Genomic DNA, 25,336 nt, shown 5'->3' with positions numbered 1-25,336 from the left:
CCCTCTCCCGTCGAAAGAGGGACCAACACAAAGAACCCGGTAATCTCGTTTCTAATGAAACGCGGTTATCGGGCTCTTTGCTTTGATATTAACTTACTAGGATTGCGTAACTTGGCATTTTAATGCAACAAGCGGATGAGTACGGTTTTAATCTCGAACGGTGTAAAGGAAAGCTGGTAGTGTCCGTCAGCGCCTTTCAACGGCTCCAATGGGTTTTCCATCAAATCGGCAAGCACTGCCTCTCGGTGAGGAAGATGAACCAAAAGCTTGATATCGCCATTCGCTCCAGAAGTTTCATAAAGGCGAACAACGAGAGCGTCTTCGTCTTCCGCTTTTTTCACCGCTTCAATCATGACCTTGGCACCTTCAATCTCAAAACCGGAATACTTCTTCGGCAGTCCGCCTTCTTCTGCACTCGCCAAGACCGCGGATATCGGAGCATTTAATTCATAGCCTTGCTTGTAGACTTCCGCCTCTATGAAATCCCCTTCATGCGGCAAAATGGCGTATACGAACTGATGGCGCGCCCTGTCGCAAGTCGGATCCGGGTACGATGGACTGCGAAGTAAATTAATATCCATAACGTTGCCTTTAACACTATAGCCATACTTGCAATCGTTCAAGAGAGCGACACCGAAGTCCAATTGGGAAAGATCGATCCATTGATGAGCGCAAATTTCGTCTTTAGCGTAATCCCACAACGTATTTCGGTGAGTCTGTCTTTTGAGATGACCGAATTGAATTTCGCAATTCACTTGATCGGCATACACGTTGACCGGGAAAGCAGCACGCAGCATTTTACTATCTTCCTGCCAGTCGACATCCGTTTCAAAATCGATTTGTTTGCTGCCCGCCGTTAGAATAACTTTTTGTGTGAGTACGGACTTGCCGTAGTGATACTCCTGCTCTACCACTGCTTTTGGTCCGCTGACGTAAGCCTTCGATTGCATGAGCTTCATTTGCGCAGGCTTCGTTCCTGCATAATCCTCAGGGAAGTCCCAAGCATCGCCGTCATCATGATAAATGGATAACACATTCCCCGCTTCACCGGCAGCGATTACTTCTCTGCCTAACTCTTTGTCGAATATCGATAAAATGCTTCCGTCCGATCCAAACGCTATCTTGATCAACTCATTCTCAAGTGTATCGCTCACAGCCGTCACTTCAAATGAGGAGCCTTCCGATATCGCTGCCAAATCTATAACCTGATAGCCCATTGCAGGAGTCGTGACCTGTATCCATTGATCATTGAGCTGCATCCATTCGCTGCGCTCCCACGGAAGGGAATTGAAGATAACCATCGGACGTTCAGCGCCCTGCGTCGATATGGAGGATGCAAAGCCGCGGTACATTTGCTCGGTTAGCTCCGTTACTCTAGCTAGTAATATTTCGTAACGCTCAAGAGATTCGTCGAATACACGCTTTATCGAAGAACCAGGCAAAATATCGTGGAATTGGTACAACAGTACTTCCTTCCAGATCGTTCCAAGAACCTCGGACGGATACTCGTTTCCGTAAGCGAAATGGAGTGAAGCAGCGAATTCAAGCTCCCTCAACGCCTTTTCAATCTTCCGGTTATATCGTTTATTGCGAGCTTGGCTGGTGAACGTCCCTTGGTGCTTCTCAAGGTAGAGTTCACCTTTCCAGGTCTTATATTTCTCTTTGTTCGCAGCCAGCTTCTCAAAAAAGTTCAGGGCAGGCTCCTGTTTCACCGGGATAAGTCCTTGGAGATTTCGCTCACGCTGAAGGCGCTCCAGGTGCTCTTCTCCTGGTCCGCCGCCGCCATCTCCAATTCCAAACACGACGAGGCAATGGTCGGATACATTTTTGTCCAAATAATCCCTTTCAGCCTTCAGAATCGACCTTGGCAGCGCAGGGCCATTGTAAGTATCTTCTGGCGGCAAATGCGTTAACACGCGGCTTCCGTCCAGCCCTTCCCAGAAAAAAGTATGATGCGGATGATCATTATGGACGTTCCACGACAGCTTCTGTGTCATCACATACTCGACCCCGGACTTCTGTAAAAGCTGAGGCAGGCTAGCTGAATAACCAAAAATATCTGGAACCCACAGCATCTTCATATCTTGTCCGAATTCCTGCTGGAAAAAACGTTTCCCAAGGAGGATTTGCCTTACAAGCGCTTCTCCTCCCGCAATATTGGAATCCGGCTCCACCCACATGGCGCCTTGTACTTCCCAGCGCCCTTCTGCAATGCGCTGCTTGACCTCAGCATATAATTTGGGATGCTGCTGCTTGATCCACTCGTACAATTGAGGCTGACTAGCTCCGAAAACGTAATCGGGATACTGCTCCATCATACGCAGAGCGGTGGCAAAAGTCCGAGCCCCTTTGCGATAAGTCTCACGAATAGGCCACAGCCACGCCAAATCGATATGCGCGTGTCCAATTGCGGTGGCCGTCAGTGTTGGATCCCCGCCCTGCTTGCTTAAGGACGGAGCCAGAATACGTCTAGCTTGCACTACGTTCTCTTCTGACATATCCCTGAGCAATAGATGAACGTCATAAAGGGCTTGAAGGATACGCGCTCTTCTTGCAGATTGATCCTCTAGATGCTTGGCCAGATCGAGCAGCACCTCATAATCGTAAAATAGCTGTCTTGTTTCCTCACTGCAGATGGCTATTTGAGCCTCCTTCAACTTTCCGCTCCTGTAACGCCCAAACAAATCGTTGTTGCCAGCATCAGCCCAGAGATCGATAATCTCTTCCCCCGATGCGCTAGAAGCGATCTGCACCACGCGTTTACCAGGTAAGCCAAGCGTCAAGTCAAACTCCGAGTTCACGTTTGTGAGCCCTTGCGTCGGTGTTCCTTCCTCATCAACAAGGCACAGCTCTCCGTTAACATCGATCAGCAGCACGACCTTGCTTCCTGCAGCCGATCGCGGCACTTGACCCTCGAAATGAAACCAAGCACAGTCCCACAAATCCCCCCACTTCTCTCCCGGGCGAACTTCGAGGCGTTGCCCCGACCTTCTTTGCTCGAATGATACAGGCTCCTTCGTTACATATGCGATGGCTGACAGTTGAGAAACCGGCATGTAGATATGATTTTCGATTCGATTAAGCGTCTGCTTAAGGGTTTCCACCTTTATTGGCGTGTATGGCATGTAGAGCTGCACCGTCCTTTGATCAAATATGTATGAAGCTATCATAAACATATAACAATAATAAATATATCATATATATCAATTAGTTTAATGTTTTGAGCAGAAAAATACAAGCAAAAAAAACTCACCTCTGCTGCAAAGCCAGAGTTAAGTCTCTTTCGTTCTCTTATACTTGCTGATGTACTGGCCTCGATGTCTGTTTGACAACCAATTAAGCCCCTTCTTTCTAGCTAAATAATTTGTTATATCGTGTATATTGTTTATGAATAGAACTTTATTCATATTTGTTCAACAAAATGCCCCCAAGTTCAAAGTCTTAGGGGCTCCAGATTCACTGCTTATGATCGGCTGTCAGATACTCCACTCAACGTTAAATCAATGTATTCGTACACCTCTTGCGGCTGATCTGTGATAAAGCCGCTTGGCTCACCTAGCGAGAATATACTTAACTCGTGCATAGCCCGGGTGCAAGCGGTGTAGAACAGCTTGCGCTCGTTTTCATATCCGTACTGATGACGGGAACCGTCATAGAGGAGTACGGCATCAAACTCTACCCCCTTCGCGAGATACGAAGGGATGACCAGCACGCCCGACTCGAAGGTCGGGCTATGTTTGGTGATGAGCCCCAGAGGCACTTGCAGCTGGGGCTCTAGGGCTTGGTGCGCGAGCTTGCTCTCGCTCGCGGTTTTGGCGATGATCGCGATAGAGGCATAGCCTTCGCCGAGCAGCCGATCGATCTCGGCTGCCAGCAGGCTATGCAGCGATCCGCGATCGCTGACCTTGATCACCCGCGGCTTTGCGCCGCTGCGGGTGAAGGGCTCTATGGCATCGCCGCCAGGCACGATGCCGCGAGTGAACTCCACGAGCTCGCGCGTGGAGCGGTAGCTGCGATGCAAACGGATAACCTCCGTTTGCTCCGGCCCATACAGAGCGGCGATTGGATCGATTTCGCTGTACGCGGAAGCGTGCGAATAGATCGCCTGGTTCAGATCTCCGAGCGCTGTCATCCGGCAGCGCGGGAAGAGCCGTTTCAGGTAGGCCAGCTGAAACGGAGAATAATCCTGCGCCTCGTCGATGATGACGTGGCGTACGGAGCCGTTCGTCTGGTAGCCGCAGACCGCTTCCATCATGTATAAGAACGGCGTCGCGTCCTCGTACGGCAGCCTGGCCTGCGCCAGCTCCTTCAGCGTCCGCTCACAGATAGCCGACCAATAGGGCGGCTTATTCTTTATCAGACTCCCTTGATTCTCTCTCTGATTCCCCTGACTCTCTATTGGTCTCCCATTATTCTCTATCGGATTCCCCTGATCTACTTTCAAATCATGCATGGTTTCCTCTTCACGAGTCTCTTCTCGAAACAATTGCCCATACAATTCACTCAGATCTACAAACTCAAGCCGCTTCACAGCGCTCCTTACCAGCTTCAAATGTTCCTTAATAACAACGCGTGCAAGCAGCACTCTCTCCTGATCAAAATCATCGAACGTGGCTCCATGCCCCCGCTCCATTTTACGCAGCTTTAGATAAGCAAGTTGGTAATCTTCGCTGCTGAGAAGCTCAATCTCCTCCTCAACCCAAGCTTCTTCCAACTGAAGCTCTGCAAAGAGCTCTAACTGTTCCAGCATCCAGCCTTGCATTAATTCCAATCGGTTCGGCAGCCGAATCGCCGGATCATAGCTGTAAAACCGCTCCACCAATCGAGCTGCGCTCAAAACTTCTTTTTCACGAAACTTAATAGGGTTAAATAGCATACCTGCATGCATTAACCGCTCCTGATAAGCATGTATGACTGCTAGGAACTCCAGCGATGACTTGTAATGAATGCCGCTTAACCGAGCGTTGTAATCAATTTCCTCATCCCTCTGTGGGATATGTTCCTGGGCATTCTCCCCATTTTCAGATGAACATTCCCGCGCTAACACATACTCCAATTGCGTAAATGAGTCCTCCACCTCAAACTCTTCACCCAATCGATGCTCCAAATAGGCCTGATAGGTCGTTTGCTGCATATTTTCTTCGCCTAATTCCGGCAATACCGTAGACACATAATGATTAAAAAGCGGATTCGGTGAAAATAACACCATCTGGTCTGAACTCAACTGATCTCTATGCTTATATAGTAAGTAGGCGACTCTTTGCAGCGCAGCCGAAGTTTTCCCACTGCCAGCTACCCCTTGCACGATGAGCATTTGGGCTTTGTCGTTTCGAATAATGCGATTTTGTTCTTTTTGAATCGTCGCCACGATCGTCTTCATTTGCGCATCAGAGCTTCGACTGAGCACTTGCTTCAGCAATTCGTCTCCGATCGTCACTCCCGTATCAAACATCAGCTGAATATGGCTGTCGCGAATAACAAATTGGCGCTTCAACAGCATTTGTCCCTCTACCATGCCGTTCGGTGTCGTAAAGGCTACTTCCCCAGGCGCATAATCGTAATAAAGGCTGGATATAGGCGCTCGCCAATCATAAACCAGATAGTGATCCTCCTGCTCATCCAAAAAGCCAGCAATGCCCAGATAAATGGCTTCTCCTTGCCTCTCATTTCGTTCCTTGAAATCTATGCGCCCAAAATAAGGGGAATTCACAAGTCTTTTTAACTTGCCTAAAGCTACTGCTGCCTGTCGATGCGTGCGTTCTCGCTCAGATAGCACCTCTGCTTGCTGCCGCATACTTGCAATCGATTCTGCCGCGTCTTCGGCCGTACTCATATCCATCGTGACTTCATCCCAATAATGCTTGCGAATCTCAACAACATCCGATTGAACCTTGCCAACCTCATCCTCTAACCCTGTCATTCTTATGCGTATCTTTGCTGTTACTTCTTGAACCCTTTGTTCCTCATCTGCCCAATCCTGCTTAGTTAAATTCATTACAACACCTCTTTTCAGACCATATAAAATGCAAATTTGACACGAAGGTTGTCTTGATGCTATAATTATTTTAGGATAATAATGTTATTTAATACATTTTTTCCTAATCACTCTTTATCATATCAATTCACCTGCCTAAAATCAACAAATAAACCCAAGAGCTTGTGCGCTTGGGTTTTTCCGCATTTTTTATAGCATGCTGTAACCGAAATTAATAGCCATGAAGTTCACGAATCCGTTCCACAGCCCTTACATGGTGCCTAGCATGTCCTGCCATCATTTTGAGCAATCTAGCAACCGACTCTTCGCGATTATTTGTGGTAATAACTGTCCGTTCAAGGGCACTCGGCAGATATTCACATAATCCAAGGATATGCTGCCTTAAACTACGAAACAGCTGCACTTCGTATGTAATTGGCCTAGTCGCATAATGAAGACTAACACTCCAATCATCCTGCGAAAAACTGTTTCCTTGGTAGGCACGCCCGGCTCCGCTAGGGCAAATTTCACTTTATGGATCGTAACTAGTTCCAAATCAATCAGGTGCAGCACTTGTTCACGAATCGACCATTTCCCCGGTGCTTCCGCTAAATTGAGCTGCTCGTCAGATAGGCCATCTACGGCACATTCCAACTCAACTATTCCATCCGCGTACATCTTCATAATTTCATCATCCGAAGCAAAAAGTTCCTCCCAGAAAACGAAGGTATACCCATCTACGGCTGGAACAAAAACCTTACGAATATGCCCCGGCTCTTCTTCTTTTCTTAGCTCATTCCATCCGTTTTCCTTCAAGCTTTTTTCCACTTCGTTAACGGAGCTAACCCCTATGTAAATGAGATCCCCAATTTTAGGGCTGGAAGGCTTGGGCTGTAACCAACGAGTTAGGTAAGCCTCTTGTAATTCATGCTCCTGCTTAGTTAGCTGGCCTCTCTGTATCAATACAACTTCATCGTTCAACCAAATGCGAAACAAAGCTGCATGGCCCTCAGGAGCTGCCTCTACCAATTCCCAACCTAGCTGTTTGGTATAAAAACCCACCGACTTCTGAAGATTATCGACCTCCAGCAGCAGCTTCGCTTTGCCATGATTCATCGTCTCTTTCCTTTCATTAATCCAAACTAACTTCGAGGGCAGCAAGTCATTGTCCTAGATAGGATGTACCAATTGTTCATGTTTCAAAAAAAATACGCTCCGTCATCATTTCGACGGAGCGTGCGAATTTCCTACTTTTTGGCTGCTTGATAGGCCTCGATATATTGAGCAGCCTTCTTGGCGATAAGGCTGAAATTGCCCGTTTTGACGGCTTCGCTAGTCAAATCGGAACCGATGCCGACGGCAACGGCGCCGGCCTGGATCCACTCGCCGAGGTTGCTCAGCGAGACGCCGCCGGTCGGCATAATGTTCGCCTGCGGCAGCGGACCTTTAATGGCCTTAATCATCGCGGGCGAGTAGAGATTGCCCGGGAAGAGCTTGACGATATCGACGCCGAGCTCAAGCGCCGTCTGAATCTCTTGAATCGTCATGCACCCTGGCATGACGGGAACTCTGTAACGGTTGCAGAGCTCAACCGTTTTCGGGTTAAGCGAGGGGCCGACGACGAACTCGGCCCCGCTGAGGATCGCGGCACGCGCCGTCTCGGGGTCAAGGGCTGTGCCCACCCCAATGATCGCGTACTTGGCCGCGTCCTGCGCTGTGCTCGAGTAGCGCTTCGCGAGCTCCTCGATAGCGCGCAGCGCGAAAGGCACGGTCATTGTGACCTCGATGACCTTAATACCGCCAGCAATGGCTTGATCGGCCATTGCCACGACTTCTTCTGGCGTATCGCCACGTAGAACGGCAACGACACCTTCACTTGATATTTGTTGGATAAGTTTTATTTTTTTCATTAGAATCTACACCCTTCTATTTCAAGCTTTTAACGTTCTATATGCTTAACATCGTTAAGTACGGCATCCACTTGTTCCCAAGTCGGAGCGCCTTCCCAGTCTCCTTCGGTCTGAACGATCAAGGAGCCAACGAGGTTACCGATGCGCACGGCCTCCGCATATTCATACCCTTTTAACATGCCCACCAAAAAGCCCGCACAAAAACCATCGCCCGCTCCAACGGTATCCACCACACGCTCTGCTTTGAAATAAGGAACTGCTGTAACGCTATCTGAGGTTACGACGTATGTCTCATTCTCTCCACCTTTGACGATGGATATCGCTGATAATTCACGCAGCTTGCTCACGATAACATCCCAGTCCTCTGTCTGGTAGAGCAGCTTCAGTTCATCTAAACCAGGCAAGAAAATATCAGAAAGCTTAGCTAGTTCTAATAACACGGGACGCGCATCTTCTATACTCCAAAGCTTTAATCGCAGATTAGGATCAAAGCTGACCTTGACGCCATGCTTACGAGCCATGCGAACAGCTTCGAAAGCCGCCTCCTTACAAGACTCGCTCAAGGCAGGAGTGATGCCTGTGATATGCAGGATTTTGGCCCCAGCGATATAAGCCTCATCCAAATGATTCACACTCATCTGACTAGCTGCTGAATTTTTACGATAGTAGTAAACAGACGTTTTGCCCATAAGTACTTCACGCATCATCAGCCCCGTAGGAGCTTCTGTTGTTAGCTCAGCACGTGAAACATCGACGCCTTCACCACGGATTTTTTTGAAAATCATGCGTCCTAAAGGATCTTTGCCTAATCGTCCGAACCAGCCAACCTTGCCGCCAAGCCGTGATATCCCAATAGCTACATTACTTTCGGCACCACCAAACAAGCTGTGAAGCTCAGATGAATATTCCAATCCCTTGCCACCGGAGGGCATGAGCAGTGCCATCGTTTCCCCAAATGTGATGATATCCGGGCCAGATCCTGAATGCGATTGTATATTTGCCGTCATAGAAGCTCTCCATCCATTTCCCGATCACGCCTATGCGTGTCCAGTTAATTGAAACGTTTAAACAAACGATATATTTCATATTATAGTGCATGTAGAGTGTTTATACCAGACTTGACTTACTGTGGCAAGAGCCCGAGATCCTCGATCAAGCTATGGATAATTTCAGCAATCTCTCTACCGTTCTCTCCCATCCCGAAAGCTGTCCAGATAAGCGAATTTTTAAAGATAATATGTTTGTAATGGTTATTTCATAGAAAGTTACGCCGAAGACGTATATGTTTAAACTATCGCTTGCTTATTTTTGTCGTTGTACTTTGGAGACTGTCGATTCATTCATTATCACTAGTCCTTGGGCATCCGCCACATGTTGGGTATCTGCAAATTGAAATTCCCCGAGTTCACGATAGTCCAAGTTGTATTTTGTGCAACAATACACCTTCCTTACGCCAGAGTAGCCTGCTATTGTTGTATTTCGTACAACAATTCGAGCTTAAAACGCCTATTTCTGAGCGATTCCCAGCAAATTGTTGTACGCCGTACAACAAAAAGCCAATTTGTCCAAAGAAACCGCCGGATTGTTGCACAAAATACAACAGTTCGGCGGGCAAGGGATAATTTCTAGTCGGAATCGCAGCATTCGGAGTACTCGGGCCAATCAGGCAACCACAAGTGGTCCGTCTCATTGAAATATATAGAAAAAAGAGAGCCATATGGTTCAATTAGGCCGATTGCTCTTTCTTCCGTTTGTATCCCGTTGTTGCTTGAACAGCTGTTTTCCAGCCTTCATATAACCCATCGCGCTCAGCTGATTCCATCGATGGTTCGAACGTACGCTCGATCACCTTGTTCTGGATAATATCTTGCTTTCCTGCCCAGTAACCAACTGCTAGACCAGCCAAATAAGCTGCGCCTAGCGCTGTCGTTTCCAGCACGCGAGGACGATCTACGTCTGTGCCTAGAAGGTTTGCCTGGAACTGCATCAGGAAGTTGTTCGCCACTGCGCCTCCGTCAACCGCCAACTTTTGTAATTGGATGCCCGAATCTGCTTCCATGGCTTCCAGCACATCTTTCGTTTGATAGGCCAAGGATTCTACGGCTGCACGTATAAAATGATCCTCTGTCGTTCCACGCGTCAACCCAAAGATCGCCCCCCGAGCTTCCATATCCCAGTAAGGTGCGCCTAGTCCCACAAAAGCAGGCACAAGATACACCCCATCAGCGCTAGCCACAGAGGCTGCATGCTTGTCAGAATCAGAAGCCTTCTCAATAAGCTTAAGACCGTCACGCAACCATTGGATCGCAGCGCCCGCAACGAAAATACTGCCTTCCAGCGCGTACTCCACTTTACCATCCAAGCCCCATGCAATCGTGGTCAACAGTCCGTTTTGAGAAGCAACAGCTTTGGAGCCCGTGTTCATAAGCATGAAACAGCCTGTCCCGTAAGTATTTTTGGCCATGCCTTCTTCGAAGCACGCCTGTCCGAACAATGCCGCTTGCTGGTCACCAGCGATTCCGGCAATAGGAATTTGCACTTCGAACAAACTTTTGGACGTCTCACCGTACACTTCACTGGAAGGACGCACGCCCGGCAGCATGGATGCAGGGACATTCAGCATGTTAAGCAGCTCTTGATCCCATTGCAATTCGTGGATGTTGTACATCATCGTTCTCGAAGCGTTGGAATAGTCCGTTACATGTACCTTACCATCGGTCAATTTCCAAATGAGCCAAGTATCGATGGTGCCGAACAACAAGTGGCCGTTACCGGCTTTTTCTCTAGCGTCTTGTACGTTGTCCAGTATCCATTTTACTTTCGTACCGGAGAAATACGCATCAATCAGCAGTCCTGTTTTCTGGCGTACTTTCGACTCAAAGCCCTGTTCCTTCAGTTCATTACAAATGTCCATGGTTTGCCGACTTTGCCAAACGATCGCATTGTACACAGGTTTGCCCGTAAGTTTATCCCAAACAACCGCTGTTTCGCGTTGGTTCGTGATCCCGATAGCTGCTATCTGGTGCGGATGCACATGATTTTGGATCAAAACTTCTTTGAGCACCTCAAGCTGCGTCTCCCAAATCTCCTCGGCATTATGCTCAATCCAACCTGACTTTGGGTAAAATTGTGTAAACTCTTTTTGAGCAACGCCCATAATGGCACCTGATTTATCAAATAAAATAGCACGAGAGCTCGTCGTTCCTTGATCTAATGAAAGCACAAATTTCTTTTCCATGGTCATCAACCTCCAAAAGTATGAAAAAGAAAACAGCAAGCTATTCCAAATGCACGCATGGTTACGTACAATTTTGAAATAAACTTGCTGTTCTCCTAGGCTCCGCAGCTAAATTAAATTATAGTTTTATAATACTTTAAGCAGTTGGTTTGTCAATATCAGGTATGCTTCACAAGCTTACAATCCTGTCGCTTCCGCTCCAGCCAACTCCTGCTGAAGTTCGTTATGAATTTGACCATTGGTAGCAAGCACGTTTCGCACGGAAAGCTTGTAGGGATTCCCAGCCGTATCGCTCACTTTACCGCCGGATTCTTGAATCAACAACGAGCCTGCAGCAACATCCCATGCGCTGAGACCAATCTCCCAGAAACCGCTTAATCGTCCAGCTGCAACGTAAGCCATATGCAGCGCTGCCGACCCTCCGGAGCGAAGATTCCTTACTTTTGGCGCCAAAGCCAGTGTCCCTCTAAGATTGATCGGGAGTGCGCCGTCACGGTCTGCAGGAAAGCCGGTTGCAACCAAGCTTTCGGATAGCTTGCTATCGAGCGAAACCGTCGTCTTATTGCCGTGCATATAGGCACCTTTCCCTTTTTCAGCGACGAACAGCTCGTCACGCGAAGGGTCATAAACGACACCTACAATAATTTCACCCTTATGTGCCAGCGCAATTGAAACGGAGTAGAACGGAAAACCGTGAACAAAGTTCGTCGTCCCATCGATCGGGTCCACGATCCAGAGATACTCCTCATCACTCATCGCTTGAAGCGCTCTGGCCGATGCCTCTGGTCCAGGCTCCACGCCTTCCTCACCAAGGATGGAATGATCTGGGAAATGAGTCATGATCAAATTACGAATTAGCTTCTCTGAACCTTTATCCACCTCAGTGACCAAATCCTGAGAGGAGTACTTCGTATCCACACGGTTAATGTCTCCCAGCTTGCTCTTAATCCATTGCCCAGCCTTGGCTGCCGTATTAATGGCCACTGCTGTAAAGCTCTTACTGCCCACCACGAAAGGCTCCACCTTACTATTTACCATTTATATCAGCTCTTTCTTTTCATTAATTTAATTGGTAACTCCAGTATAGTAAATTATACGCTTTTAATTCTAGTGCGTTTCATCCCAAAATATTCGTATAATTTTACATTTCAACTAGAATCCGCCTGTTTTTTCCGTAAAAAAAACCGTATCACCCATAAGGCAATACGGAATCTCTTCGTATGAGGGATTAAATACCCACAATATGATACCCACCATCTACATAAATAACTTCACCTGTGATCCCACGGGAAAGGTTACTCATCAAGAACATCGCTGTGTCGCCTACTTCGGCTGTATCCGTTGTTTTGCGCAGCGGCGCTTTCTCTTCCACTTGGCGCAGGATGGAGTTGAAATCTTTGATGCCTTTGGCAGCCAAGGTGCGAATCGGGCCAGCGGAGATACCGTTCACGCGAATGCCGAATTGGCCAAGGTCATTCGCCAGGTAGCGCACGCTAGCTTCCAGCGCTGCTTTGGCAACGCCCATGACGTTGTAATTCTTCATCGCGCGCTCAGCGCCGAGGTAGGTCATCGTCATGATGCTTCCGCCCTCTGTCATCAGCGGGTAAATCCGTTTCGATACCGCTACAAGCGAGTAAGCGCTGATGTCATGCGCTAATGCGAAACCATCACGCGAAGTGTCAACGAACAGCCCGTCCAGCTCTTCGGTTTTAGCAAATGCAATACTATGTACGAGACCGTGAAGCACACCGAACTTCTCTTTGAGTGTAGATGCAAGCGTTTCGATCTCAGCATCTACAGTTACGTTGCAAGGCATCAAGGTAGAGCCTGGAATCGTATCTGCGAGCTTGCGAACACGTTCCTCAACACGCTCATTTTCAAACGTAAAAACAAGATTGGCTCCTTGTGCCGCTAAGGATTGAGCTATAGCCCAAGCGATGCTGCGGTCGTTGGCAACACCCATTACAAGTATATTTTTTCCGGTTAACAATTGACTCATGGTATTCTGAAGCCCCTCTCACAATGGATTGTGCGTCGTTCATTCCCACTCTCCAAAGTACTTCATTTTGTCCAACAATTCAAGAAGTAAATCTGAACGGTTATAGCTGGACTGAGGCTTGATCGAGAACTGAAACTCCCTCTTGCACTTTGAGGTCTTCCATGAGGCGAAATAACGCTTCATCCTTCATCTTCGCTTCAATCATGATATCGAGATTTGGCGTAATTGGAGCAATCGTACGTAGGAATGTGATAAGAGGACCTACCTCCACATAGTCAGCATGACTTCTTGGATCACTTTCACTTTTTGGACTTGAAACATGGATTTTCGGCGGGAGTAAATTGGCAGCCTGTTCCGACAGCTCGCTCGCCTGTCTCGACCACGTTTGTTGGATCCGCGGCCAGAGATCAGCCGCATCCTCCCCATTGTTATTGACCGCATGATGATGAATATCCAGCACCATAGGCGCTCCCACCTTTTCTGTAATATCCAGTGTCTCTTGCGCAGTAAAGGTTTTATCATCGTTCTCAAGTGTGATCCGCCTCTGGATTTCAGGGCGCAACGTGGAAAAATTCCGAATAAATCGTACAGCCGCTTTCTCTTTATCGCCGTAGGAACCACCTACATGAATATTGCACATGGCTTCCATCCCCAGCCCCATCGCATTAAACATTGCCGTATGGCGCTCTAGATCCTCCACTGATTTCTGCAGCACATCTTCCTTGGGCGTACTCAGGACAGTGAAATGATCCGGATGAAAGCTTACGCGCATGCCAGCCTGCTTAGCGTAACTGCCAAGCTCTTGAAATTCAGCAGAAAGTATGGAAATGGGGTCCCAGTCACCTAACATTTCATGTCCAATGAGCGGGATCAGCCTGGAGGAAAAACGAAAAACCATGATGTCATGCGCACGATTGTGCCTGAGCAATCTAAGCGTATTATGCAGATTTTCGGCGCCAAGCCGCTCAAGCTTCCGAATGGCCGCATCTCGGTCCAGAAGCTTGCTGAAGTTCGTGACTGTCATCGTTTTGGAAGGGGACGCGTTCTTGACTACCGTCGACATAGCCACATACCCAAGGCGAATAATCATGCAAGGTTAACCTCCAAAAAGAATATGCAGGAATAAACGGCTTATATCGTCCTCTGTACGAATGCATTTAATTATAGTTGATGCAAAAATTCCTTTCATAGGGTGCCCTTTGGAGCCGCCGCACATACATAACTCACCTCATTTAGGACGAAATGGATGTTATGATTTTGAAGCTGATAAAAGACGAAATCGCAAGCGGCAGCAAGCTTAACGCTAGCATACCGTACTTGGTGCCTCGATCTTCTTTTCGCAGACACAGATAGTTTCCGATAAACCAAACTAACAAGTAAACGCAAAGCACCCCACCAGCCATATACCGATCATGCATCGTTGGCGGCGACATAAAGCCATAAAACCCAAAGATCAAATAAATAAGTACATAAGGGGTTGGTATACCTAACCCTATATTGAAAAGCCAATAGGCAATAAACTTCCTGTCCGTCAAAAACGTTTGTCTCATCCTTTTTCACGCTCCAATCTGAATATCTACTAGGTACATTGTAGTTCTTCAGACTAGATAGAATAAGTACTAAATTCTTGTAGTACCTATGGTGAGAGTGACTTTTGCCGAAAACAAATTTAATGTGTTTGGTACACCTGGTTAGCTTGTTACAAAGCTAGTACGGGCCTTCTTGATATCCTCCATATGCAATAAAATATGAGGGCCTTTTTTCTCCAGTATCTTAAGAAAAACGTCGGTAATTTCAGGGTCAAATTGTGTCCCCCGATTCTTTCGTAGCTGGTTGGTAGCATACGCCACATCCAACTTGTTTCTATAGACTCGTGTTGAAGTCATCGCATCAAATGAATCAGCAACAGACAAGATTCGGGCTAATCGGGGAATTTGCTCACCCTTTAACCCTTCAGGATAACCGGTACCATCATACCTTTCATGATGGTATAGGATCATATCCAAAATACCGTTCTTTTTGAACGAGGGAATATGCTTAACCATGTTATAACCAATGATAGCGTGTTGTTTAATTGCATTATATTCATCTTCGGTTAGAGACGTTGGCTTCGATAACGTAGATTCCGCCACCCCTATTTTCCCGATATCGTGTAGGAGACCCCCTAAGTAAATATGATCACATACGCGGTTGGATAGCTTCAGTTCTTTGGCTATTAAAAAAGCGTACTTGGCTACATTCTCTGAATGAAATGCTGTGTGCGCATCTCTGGAATCCAAAGATTTTGCTAGTGCAAAAGTTAGATTCAGCGTATTCTCTTTATCTCTAATATAAAACCTAATTGAAGTGGATACGGACAATATGGCTAATGTGAAGGTTAGCCACTGAGATACAACCACATGTATACTTAGTAAATGGCCGTATGGAGAATAAAACTTATTAACCCATGTCAGAACACCAGCTACAATAATTTGTACAGATAGGTGTTTCCAGAATGCAAAGCCTGCAACGACTAAGGGAACAAGATACATGCTTGTTAAATTTTCTCTGGGGTAAATCTCGTCAATCAATACTACGGCAAACAGAACGATGAAGAAGAATACAGTATAAGCAGTGGTCTTCCGTACTAGCCAATTATTTATCTTAACCTTGTTCATGGGATTTATCATGCTGCACCTCAATTAAACTTTAAACTTACCGACTACCGTTTGTAGTTCCTCGGCCATTTTAGACAGAGAAGCGGCAGATGAGGAAATCTCCTCCATGGAAGCCAATTGTTCCTCCGTGGCACCCGCTACGTTTTGAGATTGAGAGGTCACTGTTTGCGATCCCTCGGAAATTTCTTCAAAAGAATGAACGATCTGTTCAGCACTGGCGGACATTTGTTGCGAAGCTGCGGAAACCTCTTGGACCTGGGTGGCTACATGTTCTACAAATCCCTTAATCTCTTCGAAAGTTCCCCCGGCAGTATGCACCACACGAATACCTTCATTAATTTCCCTGGTTCCGTTTTCCATCGCTTGAATCGTCTTTTCAATACCGTTTCGGATATGTGTAATTAACTGTGTAATTTGCTCAGCCGAATGTGTTGATTGCTCTGCTAACTTACGAACCTCTCCCGCAACTACTGCAAATCCGCGGCCCTGCTCACCGGCTCTTGCAGCTTCAATCGCTGCGTTTAGAGCAAGTAAATTGGTTTGAGAAGCAATACTTACGATCACGTCGATAATCTGTCCAATTTCTCCTGATAGCTCGCCCATTTCTTTTACCTCACCCGCTAGCTGATTAAATGAAATATGAATCGATTCCATTTGTTCTTCTGCTGATTGAATGGCCTTGTTTCCTTCCAATGTTTTTTCGGCGGCTTGCATAGACACTGAAGAAGCTACTTGTGTGTTTGCAGCGATTTGTTGTACGCCCGCGGACATTTCATTCATCGCCCTTACGCTTTCATCTACACTATAAGATTGTCTTTCTGCGCTAACGACGACCCCCTGAATGGTAGAGGTAATGGTTTCGGAAGCCCGACTCGTTTGTTCTGCGCTAGCTGTTAACTCCTCCGAGGAAGCAGCGACTTGCTCGGCGCTTATACTAATCTGTCTGACTAAGTCATGAAGATTTTCCTTCATTTGATTAAAGGACTTGGCTAAAGTACCGATTTCATCCTTATTTTTAACCTGAATGTTATCCATAGATATATCCCCTGATGCTATCTTCTCAGCGAATTTTTCCATAACGACAATAGGCTTAGATATCATACGGGAGCTGAAATACCCAATCAAAATCGCTAATACACATGCCAAAATGCTTAATGTCAAAACAGTCCTATTCGCAGAATTAACCGTCTCCGTATTATTAACGCTACCTTCATCCATTAATTTCCGCTGCCCACTAGCTATTTCGTCTGCTGCTGGTTCTAATTGCCTTCCAACAGCCAACACTTCATTATTGTAAAAATCCATCACTTGATTCGAATTCTTGCCATTTTGGACCATCTGTAATAATTGATCATACTTTTGTTTGAATTGTACATTGAGCTCGTCCAATTTTCTTAGTCTGTCTTTATCTTCCTCTCTATAAGCCAACGTCATTGTTTCGCTGACAAGCTTAGATAGGCTAGCATTGGATGTTTGCAATGTATTCTTATATTCCGAATCTTTGGTTAAGAGATACCCACGTAATCGACTAGATTGCTTCGCAGATTCTAATTGCATGGTTTGAGCATTGGCTAAGATTGCCGATCGTCTTCCAACTAGATCTGTATATGAATCGTCTACACGTTGAAGGTAATAATAGGAAATACTGCTTGAAATTCCAGTTAAAATAGCAATAATCAAAAATGCCCCCATTAACTTTTTACCAATTGTTAATCTCATTGTTCTTCTATGTAATGACATGACAAAACACTCCTTTATGAAAATTAGGAACCGTAGTGGGACAATTTGCTAATTTAATAAACTTAATGATCCCATAGATGGGTAAGGTTTCCTGCAATTACCCCGAATAATAGTACATAATACCCGAAATAGCAACAAAAGTGACCATGATTTTGAGCTTTTATGCGAAATATCGCTAAATTTCGACACCAAAATGTAATGATTTGTAATGTCACGAGTTTGACAAATGTTTAATTCTATCATTCATATAGCCGTGAAATTCCCAATTGAACAAAAAAGACACCGTCCATATCGGACGATGTCTTCTACTTTACGCTATGCCGCTACGCTTGCTCGCCAAAAAACATCTCAAAAGCAAGTGCCGTCTGAATCCGTGACTCTTCTTCCGTCAAACGGCGAATGAGCTCCATCTCCACTTGCGTGACTTCATCGCCTTGGAAATTGATTTCCGCGATGGAAGCAACGATTCGGACAATGGCAATCGCCTGATTCTCAGGTGTGTAAGCAATGACCTTCTGGCCGGTCGGGAAGACGCGGAAACCGCTCTTCACCATTTTGCCGCGGCCGTACTCTAGAAGCTCGTAGAGCTCCTGTGCTGATTTAAACTTGCAGACCGAATTGAACTCCGTTTGAAATCCCATTTGCATCTACTCCACATCAAAAGAATATTGGATACTCTGCTTCGCTGTATGCCGTTCGATAGCCAGACGAATAAGATCGTCCAGCAGCTCTGTGTAGGGTTTTCCGGTTTCTTGCCATAGCAGCGGGTACATGCTGAATGGTGTAAAGCCCGGCATCGTATTGATTTCATTAATGTAGATTTTCTGATCGATTTTGCCTAAGAAAAAATCAACACGCGATAAGCCGCTGCCGTCCACTGCCAAGAATGCTTGAATCGCCAACTGTCTGATCTGTTCGGCCGTTTCGGCGGGGATGTCTGCAGGAATAACCATCGCTGATTTGCCATCCATATATTTCGCTTTGTAATCGTAAAATTCGTTCGAGGACATGATTTCACCAGCAACGGAAGCAATCGGTTCATCATTGCCCAAAACCGCTACTTCGATCTCGCGAGCATCGATATTCTCTTCAATAATGACTTTGCGATCATACTGGAAGGCGAAATTGACCGCTTTAATTAATTCTTCTTGATTTCTTGCTTTGGAAATACCGACACTGGAGCCTAGATTAGCCGGCTTCACGAAGCACGGATATCCGATAGCTGTTTCCAGCTCGACCAGGTGATACGCACGGTTCTTTTCCCACTCGGTACGAGTGAAATGGCGGAAAACACACTGAGGAAGCCCTTCTTGTGCGAAGATCTTCTTCATCATGACTTTATCCATCCCGACAGCTGATGCTAGCACACCCGCTCCTACGTATGGAATGTTCGCCATTTCAAGCAATCCTTGAATGGTCCCATCTTCACCGAATGTGCCATGCAAAAGCGGGAAAATAACATCTAAGCCGCTGTCCATTGTTGCAGCTGTATTCGCTGCTATGGCCACATCGCCTTTTGTCTGAATGGCCCCGAATATAGGTGCCAAAGCATTGGAAGCAGGTGCGGCTGCAGCCGTTTCTCCACTGCTAAAAGTCAATACTTCTTTGGATTCAGCCGGACCTAATAGGGGTGCACCGCTTCGCCATTCGCCTTTTTTGGATATATAAAACGGTGTGATCTCATATTTATTGAAGTCCACAGCTTTCATAACCGCCAATGCAGTTTGCAAGGACACGTCATGCTCTCCGGATTTCCCCCCATAAATTAGTCCAATTCGTATTTTGCGGCTCATTACGTACCTCCGTCTAGTATTTGCATTTTCTCATCCAATTTACATCTGATCAGCGATTCGAACGAAAACGTACTTCGTCCTCTCCGTCCAAGCAGGTGAATCCTTATAAGCCCAATAGCGATTACGGCTATTATATGTATGCGCATTAACCAACGGCATCCCGTTGGCATCTTTGCCTATCACAATCGTATTGTGCTGATAGCGGCCATCGCCATCCCAGTCGTAGCTAATTGTATCCCCAGGTTGAAGCTCGCTAGGATCATCTACCGCATGACTTTGCAGACCTCTGCGGCTATGGGAGAGGAATTTTTGCAGGCTATTGGCAACAGCCCAACTAAAGCTCCAAAGCTCTTGATTGCCTTTTTTCCCAGCATACCACCAGCCCGAATCCCTTTTCCCAGTATAGTCCATTGGAGCCCCGCCTGCAAAGAGGCATTGCGATACAAAATTCGTACAGTCAACTTCAAATTCCTCGTATCTCGGATTCGGAGTTTGCCACCAAGTTTCTGCATATTGGACCACTTTGGCACGATTATAAATGATTTTGCGAGGAGCTGATTCCTGAGCAGCACTGTTGAGTATACTATAATTGATATAAGGAAGTGAGGGACCTCTTCGGAGCCCATCCTCAAAACCTTCAGGATCTGGCAAAAAGACGCCGCGCTGCTTGCTCGGAAGCGACTTTTCTCCATGGAGCGGTTCTGTATATCGGACCTGCCAACGGTTTGCCGCAATATCAATGAACACACGTTCAGGTTCAATACGTTCTTCAAGATGCTCGATGGTTCCAATTCGATAGTTTAGAAATCGATGTAATTGGATATCCGCTATTATCATTTGAGGCGATTCCTTGACACCAGTAAGACGCAGCTTCGTTTCTCCACGCAGCAATTTAGCATCACGGTCGCGGTAACTGTCCAGGAGCCTTCGTACCTTGACATCCTGTTTCCGTACATAAGCGCTGTCTGAGACATAAGCTTCCAAAGGTGCAGCAGAGCCTTCGATCTCTGCCTGGTTCTTAGCGTGAACGTAATTATAGAGCGCTGTTTTCCAGGACATCTTGGTATCCTCCTTAGGACGAGCCCGAATTGCTTTGAATTGATTCAATATATGACATTTTGACGGTAAAAATGATTGAAATTAATCTTTACTCATACACAGCGAAACGCTATACTTGATGTAGAGGGATTAATGAAATTGAGTTTCATTAGATGAAACCAATGGATGATTAATATTATTGAGGAGGAATTACCCATGTCCAATAAGGACTCTTTTTCTGTGCGTAAGCAGTTAACTGTGGGAACGAAATCGTTCCAGTATTACAGTCTTCCTGATTTTGAAAATCAAGGCCACGGAACCGTTAGCAATCTGCCTGTCTCCATTCGCGTTTTGCTCGAGGCGGCTATTCGTCAATTCGACGGTCGTGCCATTACAAGTGAACACGTGAAACAAATCGCTGGTTGGGCTGAAGGCCGCGATGAAAACAAAGAAATTCCTTTCATTCCTGCTCGTATCGTTCTTCAGGATTTCACAGGCGTACCCGTCGTTGTTGACCTTGCGGCAATGCGTGCGACGATGGCTCGTGAAGGCGGAGATCCAAAACGGATCAACCCACTCGTTCCTGTAGACCTTGTTATTGACCACTCTGTTATGGTCGATGCTTTCGGATCCCCGGATGCCCTCGACATGAACATTAACTTAGAATTCGAAAGAAACGAAGAGCGTTACCGCTTCCTACGTTGGGCACAAACAGCGTTCGATAATTTCCGTGCTGTTCCTCCTTCAACAGGTATCGTTCACCAAGTTAACTTGGAGTACCTGGCTTCCGTAGCAGCTACGAAAACAATCGACGGCGAAACCGTTGTTTATCCAGATTCCTTGGTTGGTACTGACTCCCATACAACGATGATCAATGGTCTTGGTGTTGTAGGTTGGGGCGTCGGCGGTATTGAAGCTGAAGCTGGTATGCTTGGACAACCGCTTTACTTCGTAGCTCCGGATGTTGTTGGTTTCAAATTGACTGGTCAATTGGCAGAAGGCGCTACAGCGACTGACTTGGCTTTGACAGTTACACAAATTTTGCGTAAAAAAGGCGTTGTAGGTAAATTCGTTGAGTTCTTCGGTCCTGGTCTGAGCAACATTTCCTTGGCTGACCGTGCAACGGTTGCGAACATGGCTCCTGAGTACGGCGCAACAATCGGCTTCTTCCCTGTCGATAACGAAACATTGAACTACTTGAGAGCTACTGGGCGAGAGGAAGATCAAATTGCGCTTGTAGAAGCTTACTACAAAGCACAAGGCATGTTCCGTACAGACAGCACGCCAGATCCTATGTTCACAGATGTTCTTGAGCTTGATCTTAGCTCCGTTGTTCCTAGCTTAGCTGGTCCTAAACGTCCACAAGACCGCGTTGAGCTTACGAACATGAAAGAATCTTTCAATGCTATCATCCGTACACCGATCGAAAAAGGCGGCTACGGCTTGACGGAAGAGAAAGTCGGCGAAGTTGTTGATATTGTTTATCCAGGTGGCGAAACTGTCAAAATGGGTACTGGCGCAGTTGTTATCGCGGCTATTACTTCCTGTACAAACACATCCAACCCAAGCGTTATGATCGGTGCGGGTCTAGTTGCGAAAAAAGCGGTAGCTCGCGGTTTGAAAAAACCAGCTTTCGTAAAAAGCTCCTTGACGCCAGGTTCCCTGGTTGTTACCGAGTACTTGATTAAAGCAGGCTTGCTTGAGTCCCTTGAAGCTCTCGGTTTCCACGTTGCAGGTTACGGCTGTGCGACTTGTATCGGTAACTCCGGTCCGCTTCCAGAAGAAGTAAGCAAAGCCATCATCGACAACGATATGACTGTGGCTGCCGTTATCTCCGGTAACCGTAACTTTGAAGGCCGCGTACATGCTCAAGTAAAAGCCAACTACCTTGGATCACCTCCACTCGTTGTTGCTTATGCGCTTGCAGGTACTGTGAACATTGACTTGGCGACAGATCCAATTGGTTATGACCAAAACGATCAACCAGTCTACTTGAAAGACATCTGGCCTACAAACCAAGAGATTCAAGATGCTCTTAACGTAGCTATGAGTCCTGACATGTTCCGTGACAAATACAGCAACGTATTCCGTGCGAATGAGCGTTTTAACCAAATCGCAATTCCGGAAGGCGATCTGTACGAATTCGACAACAAATCCACTTACATCCAAGAGCCTCCGTTCTTCACAGATTTGGGCACGGTTCTTGATGATATTGCAGATATTCGCAGTGCAAAAACATTGGCACTTATGGGCGATTCCGTTACAACGGATCACATCTCCCCTGCTGGTAACATCAAAGTTGACAGCCCTGGAGGTCAATACCTGATCAACCATGGTGTTAAAAAAGAAGACTTCAACTCCTACGGTTCCCGTCGTGGTAACCACGAAGTGATGATGCGCGGAACGTTCGCGAACATCCGTATTCGTAACCAAGTGGCACCAGGAACAGAAGGCGGCGTAACAACTTACCTGCCAACTGGCGAAGTTGAATCCATCTACGATGCTTCCATGAAGTATCAAACTGAAGGCCAAAACCTCGTAGTTATCGCAGGTAAAGAGTACGGAACTGGAAGCTCCCGTGACTGGGCAGCAAAAGGTACGTTCCTACTTGGCGTCAAAGCCGTTATCGCGGAAAGCTTCGAGCGTATTCACCGCAGTAACCTTGTTGGTATGGGCGTTCTTCCACTTCAATTCGTTAACGGTGAAAGCTGGAAGTCCCTCGGGATCACAGGTCGTGAAACATTCGATATCACAGGTTTAAGCAACGACGTTCAACCAGGTTCCACTGTAAAAGTAACGGCTACTCGTGAAGATGGCACAAGCTTCGAATTCACCGCACTCGTGCGTTTGGATAGCTTGGTAGACGTAGACTACTACCGCAATGGCGGTATTCTGCAAACCGTTCTTCGCTCCATCCTTGCTGAGAAAAACTAATACAGCAAAACACACACAAAACGCATAACACAGCAAAAGTCCGGGATTGCCTTAAATGGCGGTCTCGGGCTTTTTATTTTTTATAAAAGACCAAATCAGCAATAATTAAGGCATTTTTACAACCTAAATTCCCTTACGGCGCCAAGGGTTTGGGTTGTATTGCCAAAAACTGTGGGTTGAGCCCCCCCTCTTCGGCACCTATACTGATAGGACGAAAGGGGAGATGAACATGAAGTTGATCAAAAAACTCGTCCTTGTCGTGCTGCTAGCTTCAATGGGATTAGGTTTTACCGTAAGCGAATGGAGCCAACCGGCTTCTGCTGCAACTAATTTGAAGCAAGGCAGTCAAAACGGTGATGTCTGGGACGCCCAGTTCCGACTCGAGACTTTAGGCTACTATCAGCAACCTGTGGATGGCAAATATGGTCCGATTACGGCCGCTGCTGTTCGCAATTTTCAATATAATTTTGGTCTAACCGTTGACGGCATGATTGGAGCAAAAACTTGGGAGGCATTACGTAACTATTCAGTGAATCAAGCTGAATTGGATATGTTGGCGAAAGTGATTTACAGCGAGGCTCGCGGTGAATCCTATGAAGGACAAGTAGCCGTTGGGGCCGTTGTCATGAATCGTCTACAATCGAGTCAGTTCCCGACTACCATCCAAGGCATTATTTTTGAACCTGGGGCTTTTACAGCCGTTAGTGACGGACAATACTGGCTTAAGCCGGATTCTACAGCCTACATGGCAGCACAGGATGCTGTTCGCGGCTGGGACCCTACCAAGGGTGCCCTGTACTATTTTAATCCAGATACAGCGACGAGCAAATGGATCTGGTCACGTCCGCAGACTGTGCGGATTGGGCATCATATTTTTGCTAGGTAATACAAAGATAGAAGAAAAACAAACACCTCTACCGAAGCCGCCACATGGTGAGCGACCTCGCGTAGAGGTGTTTTACATAGATATGCGAATTGGCGGCTCAGAAGGATTAAGAATTATGATCAATCCCCGCCTGATGTAGCAGACTCCTCATACCAAGGATTTAAATGAACCAGCACCTCATCCACATCACTATGCGCTTCTTTGATTTTTTGCTTAATACGGCGGCTAATGTCATGGCCTTCTTGGATGGTTAATTTGCCTGATACACCAAGTCTGGCGTCAACTAATATGTAATGACCGTGCTCACGGGCACGCAGGCGGTCGATCCGTTTGACCTCTGGTACAGATCGGATCAATGCCGCGTATTGTTCAATGTATGTCGTGCTTACACTGCGCTCCATGAGAATGTCGAAAGATTCGCTGCCCATTTCGTATGCTAATTTCAGCACTAAAAAAGAAACGATGATACCAGCCACGGGGTCGCCAAAAGCCAGTATGCTATAGCCGTAGTGATCGCCGATTAAAGCCAAACCTATACCGACCGAAGCAGCAATCGAAGCATATACGTCGGCCAAATGATCATAAGCAGTGGCTATTAATCCTTTGCTGTTGGCCTTTTGGCCGATACGTTTCGTGTAGACATAAAGAATCTGCTTCCAAACTAGCGAGATGATCGCCGCGATAAATGCAATTATATGCGCCTCTCCTGCTGGCTCAAATAACGCATGAATAGAGTGGTAGCCCATATAAATGGCTGCTCCACCTAAGATGATAGCGACAATGAAGGCTCCGAGCACCTCGGCTTTGCCATGCCCGTAAGGATGGTCTACATCCGCTGGTTTGGAGGAAACGCGCATCGAGCTATAAGCCGTTGCGGTTGCAATGACATCTCCCGCGTTATGGATGCCGTCGGCAATTAGCACTTGGCTTTTGAAATTGAGGCCGACGATGATTTTGATGGCGGTCAGCACGATATTACTGGCAAGACTGATCCAGATCGCCAGCATCGAGGCTGTCTTATTCATTACTTGCCACTCCCTTTCCCTCTTCTAGTATGACCTCCTAGAAGCAAAGCATCCGTCATCCCGACGACGGATGACGGTAGGGCTGCGGCTTCGCGCCAGCACGAAGCCTAAAGAAAGACCTGAGGCTTTGCCCCAGGTCCTT

Annotated in this window: 18 protein-coding genes; 2 read left to right on the top strand and 16 right to left on the bottom strand. The window is 46.7% G+C overall.

Going from position 1 to position 25,336, the window contains the following annotated elements:
- Window positions 1-119 precede the first annotated feature (119 nt).
- The 15 genes from ACBP55_RS03135 to ACBP55_RS03065 all read right to left on the bottom strand — a co-directional run bounded on the left by ACBP55_RS03135 (window position 120) and on the right by ACBP55_RS03065 (window position 20,370).
- Complete coding sequence (locus ACBP55_RS03135) at window positions 120-3,125, bottom strand: alpha-mannosidase (RefSeq protein ID WP_464649705.1); 3,006 nt, start codon at window positions 3,123-3,125, stop codon at window positions 120-122.
- Window positions 3,126-3,463: 338 nt separating this feature from the next.
- A complete protein-coding gene (gene helD, locus ACBP55_RS03130; protein ID WP_464649703.1) occupies window positions 3,464-5,995 on the bottom strand; it encodes an RNA polymerase recycling motor HelD in 2,532 nt (843 codons plus the stop codon).
- Between the two features lie 381 nt (window positions 5,996-6,376).
- On the bottom strand, window positions 6,377-7,090 hold the full coding sequence (locus tag ACBP55_RS03125) for a VOC family protein (RefSeq protein ID WP_464649701.1): 714 nt from the start codon (window positions 7,088-7,090) through the stop codon (window positions 6,377-6,379).
- 131 nt (window positions 7,091-7,221) lie between these two features.
- A complete protein-coding gene (locus tag ACBP55_RS03120; protein WP_029194479.1) occupies window positions 7,222-7,884 on the bottom strand; it encodes a bifunctional 2-keto-4-hydroxyglutarate aldolase/2-keto-3-deoxy-6-phosphogluconate aldolase in 663 nt (220 codons plus the stop codon).
- A 29-nt stretch (window positions 7,885-7,913) separates the two neighbouring features.
- Window positions 7,914-8,891: a sugar kinase gene (locus tag ACBP55_RS03115; protein WP_464649698.1), complete on the bottom strand. Its 978-nt coding sequence runs from the start codon at window positions 8,889-8,891 to the stop codon at window positions 7,914-7,916.
- Between the two features lie 719 nt (window positions 8,892-9,610).
- Window positions 9,611-11,122 carry a glycerol kinase GlpK gene (gene glpK / locus ACBP55_RS03110; protein WP_464649696.1) on the bottom strand — a complete coding sequence of 504 codons (1,512 nt, stop codon included), beginning with the start codon at window positions 11,120-11,122 and terminating at the stop codon, window positions 9,611-9,613.
- A gap of 177 nt (window positions 11,123-11,299) precedes the next feature.
- On the bottom strand, window positions 11,300-12,160 hold the full coding sequence (locus ACBP55_RS03105) for an inositol monophosphatase family protein (protein ID WP_464649694.1): 861 nt from the start codon (window positions 12,158-12,160) through the stop codon (window positions 11,300-11,302).
- A gap of 190 nt (window positions 12,161-12,350) precedes the next feature.
- Entirely contained in the window at window positions 12,351-13,121 is a 771-nt protein-coding gene (gene fabI / locus ACBP55_RS03100; RefSeq protein ID WP_029194483.1) for an enoyl-ACP reductase FabI, read from the bottom strand.
- Between the two features lie 100 nt (window positions 13,122-13,221).
- Window positions 13,222-14,211 (bottom strand): UV DNA damage repair endonuclease UvsE, encoded by a 990-nt coding sequence (uvsE, locus tag ACBP55_RS03095; protein ID WP_464649692.1) that lies wholly within the window; start codon window positions 14,209-14,211, stop codon window positions 13,222-13,224.
- A gap of 142 nt (window positions 14,212-14,353) precedes the next feature.
- Entirely contained in the window at window positions 14,354-14,671 is a 318-nt protein-coding gene (locus ACBP55_RS03090; protein ID WP_464649690.1) for a hypothetical protein, read from the bottom strand.
- Window positions 14,672-14,812: 141 nt separating this feature from the next.
- Complete coding sequence (locus ACBP55_RS03085; RefSeq protein ID WP_464649688.1) at window positions 14,813-15,790, bottom strand: HD-GYP domain-containing protein; 978 nt, start codon at window positions 15,788-15,790, stop codon at window positions 14,813-14,815.
- A gap of 12 nt (window positions 15,791-15,802) precedes the next feature.
- Window positions 15,803-17,518 carry a methyl-accepting chemotaxis protein gene (locus ACBP55_RS03080; RefSeq protein ID WP_464649686.1) on the bottom strand — a complete coding sequence of 572 codons (1,716 nt, stop codon included), beginning with the start codon at window positions 17,516-17,518 and terminating at the stop codon, window positions 15,803-15,805.
- A 323-nt stretch (window positions 17,519-17,841) separates the two neighbouring features.
- Window positions 17,842-18,159 (bottom strand): hypothetical protein, encoded by a 318-nt coding sequence (locus tag ACBP55_RS03075; RefSeq protein WP_464649685.1) that lies wholly within the window; start codon window positions 18,157-18,159, stop codon window positions 17,842-17,844.
- A 6-nt stretch (window positions 18,160-18,165) separates the two neighbouring features.
- On the bottom strand, window positions 18,166-19,311 hold the full coding sequence (locus ACBP55_RS03070) for a D-alanine--D-alanine ligase (RefSeq protein WP_464649683.1): 1,146 nt from the start codon (window positions 19,309-19,311) through the stop codon (window positions 18,166-18,168).
- Between the two features lie 39 nt (window positions 19,312-19,350).
- Window positions 19,351-20,370 (bottom strand): amidase domain-containing protein, encoded by a 1,020-nt coding sequence (locus ACBP55_RS03065; RefSeq protein WP_464649681.1) that lies wholly within the window; start codon window positions 20,368-20,370, stop codon window positions 19,351-19,353.
- A 195-nt stretch (window positions 20,371-20,565) separates the two neighbouring features.
- On the opposite strand from ACBP55_RS03065, the gene acnA reads away from it, so the two are divergent.
- Both acnA and sleB read left to right on the top strand, forming a co-directional pair.
- On the top strand, window positions 20,566-23,283 hold the full coding sequence (acnA, locus tag ACBP55_RS03060) for an aconitate hydratase AcnA (RefSeq protein ID WP_464649679.1): 2,718 nt from the start codon (window positions 20,566-20,568) through the stop codon (window positions 23,281-23,283).
- Between the two features lie 229 nt (window positions 23,284-23,512).
- On the top strand, window positions 23,513-24,169 hold the full coding sequence (sleB, locus tag ACBP55_RS03055) for a spore cortex-lytic enzyme (protein ID WP_464649678.1): 657 nt from the start codon (window positions 23,513-23,515) through the stop codon (window positions 24,167-24,169).
- A 119-nt stretch (window positions 24,170-24,288) separates the two neighbouring features.
- Here the strand turns inward: sleB and ACBP55_RS03050 are convergent, their stop codons facing one another.
- The gene (locus ACBP55_RS03050; protein WP_464649676.1) at window positions 24,289-25,194 is read right to left on the bottom strand and encodes a cation diffusion facilitator family transporter; all 906 of its coding nucleotides are present in this window, start codon (window positions 25,192-25,194) and stop codon (window positions 24,289-24,291) included.
- Window positions 25,195-25,336: the final 142 nt, after the last annotated feature.

It is taken from the genome of Paenibacillus sp. WG02 (assembly GCF_055396115.1).
The sequence above is the reverse complement of the archived record's forward strand: the minus strand, read 5'-3'. Positions and strand labels throughout refer to the sequence as shown.